The sequence below is a fragment of the Liquorilactobacillus sicerae genome (assembly GCF_029916425.1).
Lineage (GTDB): Bacteria > Bacillota > Bacilli > Lactobacillales > Lactobacillaceae > Liquorilactobacillus > Liquorilactobacillus sicerae.
Window position 1 is genome coordinate 1 of sequence record NZ_JAHAVQ010000045.1, and the last position, 879, is coordinate 879.

Annotated in this window: 1 protein-coding gene; it reads left to right on the forward strand. The window is 42.1% G+C overall.

Features of this window, described 5'->3' with window-relative positions; all coding sequences use genetic code 11:
- Positions 1-879, forward strand: an 879-nt coding sequence (gene tuf, locus KH893_RS11070) for an elongation factor Tu (protein ID WP_281166180.1), incomplete at both ends; no start/stop codon positions are given.

Sequence of the window (879 nt, forward strand, 5' to 3'; positions counted from 1 at the left end):
GGTAAAACCACTTTAACGGCTGCTATCACTAAGGTATTGTCTGAAAAGGGCCTTGCGCAAGCTCAAGATTATGCCTCAATTGATGCCGCTCCTGAAGAGCGTGAACGTGGAATAACTATTAATACTGCCCACGTTGAATATGAAACTGATAAACGTCACTATGCACACATCGATGCACCAGGTCATGCCGACTATGTTAAAAATATGATTACCGGAGCTGCACAAATGGATGGAGCTATCCTTGTTGTTGCTGCTACCGATGGTCCTATGCCACAGACTCGCGAGCATATTCTTCTTGCCCGTCAGGTTGGTGTTAACTATATTGTTGTCTTCTTAAACAAGACAGACCTTGTTGATGATCCAGAATTAATCGATCTTGTTGAGATGGAAGTTCGTGAACTTTTGTCTGAATATGATTTTCCTGGAGATGACATCCCTGTTATTCGCGGTTCTGCTTTGAAGGCTCTTCAAGGAGATCCAGAACAGGAAAAAGTTATTCTGCATTTAATGGATGTTATTGATGAATATATCCCAACTCCAGTTCGCGATGTTGATAAGCCATTCTTGATGCCCGTTGAAGATGTCTTCACTATCACTGGACGTGGTACTGTTGCATCTGGACGTATCGATCGTGGTACTGTTAAGATTAATGACCAAGTTGAAATCGTTGGTTTGAAGGATGAAGTTAAAAACACCGTTGTTACTGGTGTTGAAATGTTCCGGAAGACTTTGGATGTTGGTGAAGCCGGAGATAATATCGGAGCTTTGCTTCGTGGAATTGATCGTGATGGTGTTGAGCGTGGACAAGTTTTGGCAAAGCCAGGATCAATTCAGACTCATAAAAAGTTTAAGGGCGAAGTTTATATCCTTACTAAGGAA